3 protein-coding genes are annotated in these 4,660 nt (G+C 62.8%); all 3 read right to left on the bottom strand.

Translation table 11 applies throughout. The features are described 5' to 3' along the window. Positions 1-1,155, bottom strand: a 1,155-nt coding sequence (locus AC1DUU_RS23670) for an acetyl-CoA C-acetyltransferase (RefSeq protein ID WP_476785825.1), incomplete at its 3' end; no start/stop codon positions are given. A 32-nt stretch (positions 1,156-1,187) separates the two neighbouring features. Beyond that, positions 1,188-2,357, bottom strand: coding sequence for an acyl-CoA dehydrogenase family protein (locus AC1DUU_RS23665; protein WP_476785824.1), 1,170 nt, complete (start codon positions 2,355-2,357; stop codon positions 1,188-1,190). A 213-nt stretch (positions 2,358-2,570) separates the two neighbouring features. Next, the gene (locus tag AC1DUU_RS23660) at positions 2,571-4,367 is read right to left on the bottom strand and encodes an acyl-CoA dehydrogenase (RefSeq protein WP_476785823.1); all 1,797 of its coding nucleotides are present in this window, start codon (positions 4,365-4,367) and stop codon (positions 2,571-2,573) included. Between the last annotated feature and the right edge of the window lie 293 nt (positions 4,368-4,660).

Genomic DNA, 4,660 nt, shown 5'->3' with positions numbered 1-4,660 from the left:
CACAAGGGCAGTGTTGAGATCGCGGCGTTCCAGTTCGTCAAGCACGGTGCCGAAGATCATCGCGCCGGTCGCACCCAGCGGGTGGCCCATGGCAATGGCGCCGCCATTGACGTTGATCTTGTCGTGCGGGATCTCGAAAGCCTGCATGTAGCGCAGCACCACCGAGGCGAAGGCCTCGTTGAGCTCAAACAGGTCGATATCCGACAGCTTCATCTTGGCGCGCTTCAAAAGCTTCTCGGTGACGTCGACCGGACCGGTCAGCATGATTGCCGGCTCGGAACCGATGTTGGAGAAGGCGCGGATGCGCGCGCGCGGCTTGAGGCCCAGCGTCTTGCCGGCCTTCTTGGAGCCGAGCAGCACGGCGGCAGCGCCATCGACGATGCCCGAAGAGTTGCCGGCATGGTGGACGTGGTTGATCTCTTCGAGTTCGGGATAGCGCTGCACGGCGACCGCGTCGAAGCCGCCCATCTCGCCGGGAATGACAAAAGCCGGATTGAGCTGGCCGAGCGACTGCATGTCGGTTGTCGGGCGCATGTGCTCGTCATGGTCGAGGATGGTCAGCCCGTTCTGATCCCTGACCGGCACCACCGACTTCTTGAAGTAGCCCTTCTCCCAAGCCTTGGCGGCGCGCTTCTGGCTTTCGACCGCATAGCCGTCGACGTCGTCGCGCGAGAAGCCGTATTTGGTGGCGATCAGGTCGGCCGACACGCCCTGTGGCATGAACCAGGCCGGCATGCCGACCGAAGGGTCCATGAACCAGGCGCCGCCCGACATGCCCATGCCGACGCGCGACATCGATTCTACGCCGCCGGCAATGACGATCTCGTCGGCACCTTGCGCGATCTTGGCCGCACCAAAGTTGATGGCGTCGAGACCCGAGGCGCAAAAGCGCGAGATCTGCATGCCCGGCGCCTTGTTGTCGTAGCCGGCCTCGAAGGCGGCCGAACGCGGGATCACCGAACCTGCTTCGCCGACAGGATCGACGCAGCCGAAGATGATGTCGTCGACCTCGGCGGTATCGAGCCCGTTGCGGTCGCGCAGCGCCTCCAGCACCTTGGCGCCAAGGCGCACCGCCGGYACTTCGTGCAGCGATCCGTCCTTCTTGCCGCGTCCGCGCGGCGTGCGCACGGCGTCATAGACAAAAGCGTCAGCCATTTTTCTGCTCCTTGGGTTTCCAGATCGGCGGCTCAGAGCGAGCGGGCGATCAGCAACTTCATGATCTCGTTGGTGCCGCCATAGATGCGCTGCACGCGCGCGTCGCGGTACATGCGGGCGATCGGGTATTCATTCATATAGCCATAGCCGCCAAACAATTGCAGGCATTCGTCGACGATCTTGCACTGCAGGTCCGACAGCCAATACTTGGCCATCGAAGCAGTTACCGGATCTAGCCCGCCAGAAATATGACGGGCAACACAGTCATTGTAAAAGACCCGCCCGATGGTCGCCTCGGTCTTGAGCTCGGCCAGCTTGAACTGGGTGTTCTGGAAATCCAGAACCGCCTTGCCGAAAGCCTTGCGCTCCCTAACGTAGTCGATGGTCACGGCCAACGCGCGCTCGATCATGGCGATCGCGCCAGTACCGATCTGCAGTCGCTCCTGCGGCAGCTGCTGCATCAGCTGGACGAAACCCTGGCCCTCTTCCTGTCCTAGCAGGTTGGAGGTCGGCACGCGCACGTCGTTGAAGAACAGCTCGGAGGTGTCGTTGGCCTTCAGCCCGATCTTGTCGAGGTTGCGGCCGCGCTCGAAACCCTCGACCTCGTCGGTCTCGACCACGATCAGAGAGGTGCCCTTGGCGCCCTTGGACGGATCGGTCTTGGTCACCACGATGATCAGGTTCGCCAACTGGCCATTGGTGATGAAAGTCTTGGAGCCGTTGATGCAGTACTGGTTGCCATCTTTTTCGGCGCGCGTCTTGACGCCCTGCAGGTCGGAGCCGGCACCCGGCTCGGTCATGGCGATGGCGCCGATCAGCTCGCCGGTCGCCATCTTCGGCAGCCACTTCTTCTTCTGCTCTTCCGAGCCGTAATGGAGAATGTATGGGGCAACGATCGAATTGTGCAGGGCGATGCCGAAGCCGTCGACGCCGACATGGCCGATCGCCTCGATGATCGCGCTCTCATGGGCGAATGTGCCGCCCGAGCCGCCATATTCCTCGGGCATCGAGGCGCAGAGCAGGCCGGCGGCACCGGCTTTCTCCCAGCTCGCACGGTCGACCATCTCGTTCTTCTCGAACGCCTCGTAGTGCGGCAGGATTTCCTCCGACATGAAGCGGTGCGCCATGTCATAGAGCATCGCCACGTCGTCCGCCGCCCAGGCGGGTTTGGGCAATGAAAGGACTTCGGCTGGGTTGATCATGCACTTCCTCCCAAAGACAACACCCGGTCACCCCCCTCTGCCCTGCCGGGCATCTCCCCCTCAAGGGGGGAGATTGGCAGCTTCAGCCACCGCGCCCGCCCTGCAACTTTGCCGATTGGCGCAAGCCGTGATGACAGCCAATCTCCCCCCTTGAGGGGGAGATGCCCGGCAGGGCAGAGGGGGGTGCCAAGCGCCAAATCAACCTCCTCGGGCTCAGAACGCCTCCGCGGCAAGCGCCATCATCGTCGCCGAGCCGGTCGACAGGCGCGCCAGATGCGCCGAGGTCTCGGGCATCACGCGTTCCATGAAATAGCGGCCGGTCACAAGCTTGGTCTCGTAGAACTCCGCCGAGCCATTGGCGCCGGTCGCAAGCTTGTCCTGCGCCGACTTGGCCATCCGGCCCCACATGTAGCCGAGCGCCACCAGGCCGAAGAGGTGCATATAGTCGGTCGAGGCAGCACCGGCATTGTCCGGATTGGCCATGCCGTTCTGCACCAGCCACATGGTCGCCGCCTGCAGGTCGTTGAGGCCCTTTTTCAGCGACTTGGTGTAAGCCGCCATCTGTTCGTCGCCACGATTGGCTTCGCAGAACTCGCCGACTTCCTTGAAGAATGCCTGGACGGCGCGGCCGCCATTGAGGCCGAGCTTGCGGCCGACGAGATCGAGCGCCTGCACGCCATTGGCGCCCTCATAGATCATGGCGATGCGGGCATCGCGCACGAACTGGCTCATGCCGTGCTCTTCGATGTAGCCGTGGCCGCCGAACACCTGCTGGGCCATCACGGCATGCTCGAAGCCCTTGTCGGTCAACACGCCCTTCACCACCGGCGTCATCAGGCCCATGTGGTCGTCCGCCGACTGGCGTTCGCCRGCGTCCTCGGAGCGGTGAGCGACGTCGGAATTGATCGCAGTCCACAGCACCAGCGCACGGCCGGCCTCGTTGAAGGCCTTCATGGTCATCAGCGCGCGGCGGATGTCGGGGTGGACGATGATCGGATCGGCCTTCTTGTCGGGCGCCTTCGGACCGGTCAGCGAACGGCCCTGGATGCGGTCCTTGGCATAGGCGACGGCATTCTGGTAGGCGACCTCGGAGACCGCCAGGCCCTGCAGGCCGACGCCGAGCCGGGCCTCGTTCATCATCGTGAACATCGCCTTCAGGCCGCCATTGGCCTCGCCGAGCAAGAAGCCCTCGGCCTCGTCATAGTTCATGACGCAGGTCGAGTTGCCGTGGATGCCCATCTTCTCTTCGATCGAGCCACACGAAACCGCATTGCGCGTGCCGGGATTGCCCGAGGCGTCGAGATTGAATTTTGGCACGATGAACAGCGAAATGCCCTTCACCCCTTCCGGCGCGCCCTCGATGCGGGCCAGCACCAGATGGATGATGTTGTCCGACATGTCGTGTTCGCCGGCCGAGATGAAAATCTTCTGGCCAGAAATCTTGTAGGAGCCGTCGCCGTTCGGCACGGCCTTCGAGCGCAGCAGGCCGAGGTCCGTGCCGCAATGCGGCTCGGTCAGGTTCATGGTGCCGGTCCACGCGCCCTCGACCATTCTGGGCAGCCAGGTCGCCTTCTGCTCGTCGGTGCCGTGGACAAGCACTGCGGCGATCGCACCCTGGGTCAGGCCGGGATACATCATCAGCGCCATGTTGGCCGCCGACATGTATTCGCCCACCGCCGAGTGAACCGTGTAGGGCAAGCCCTGGCCACCGTGTTCGGCAGGCACGGCCAACCCCATCCATCCGCCTTCGCGATACTGGTCGAACGCTTCCTTGAAGCCCTTCGGTGTGGTGACAGAGCCGTCGTCGTCGCGGACGCAGCCCTCCATGTCGCCGACGCGGTTGAGCGGATGCATGACGTTTTCGGCGAGCTTGGCGCCCTCGGCGAGGATCGCTTCGAGAACGTCGGGGCTGGCGTCGGAGAAGCCGGCAAGATTGCTGTAGCGCTCGTAGCCGAGCACATCATTCAGCACAAAAAGCGTGTCTTGGACCGGCGCCCGGAATATCGGCATTGCTTTTCCTCCAGCAAATGTAAACCGGTTCCGGCCAGACGGTATGCGACGGGGAACCGCTTGTCGAACGGGGATTAGCAAAAATTGACGTTTGCGTAAACGTCAATTTTTGTGAATCCGCGTTCCGGCGAAATTTTCGGTGTTTTTGGATCTTCTTGGGAGGTCGCCATCTCTTGCGACAGGACGCGTTTGGACCGGGTCTGACTTCCTGTAGCCCTCTTGGTAAGCCTGTCGAACCACGAGACTGAAAGGCGGCAAGTCATTGGCCGCTGTAACCCTCATCGACATCACGG

It is taken from the genome of Aminobacter sp. P4_H6_2, from assembly GCF_056400805.1.
Note: the sequence above shows the minus strand (reverse complement) of the source record. Positions and strands in the feature narration are given on the sequence as shown.

Excerpts from the sequence above, each read along its gene's own strand:
- AC1DUU_RS23665 (WP_476785824.1), bottom strand. The coding sequence starts at position 2,357 with ATGATCAACCCAGCCGAAGTCCTTTCATTGCCCAAACCCGCCTGGGCG.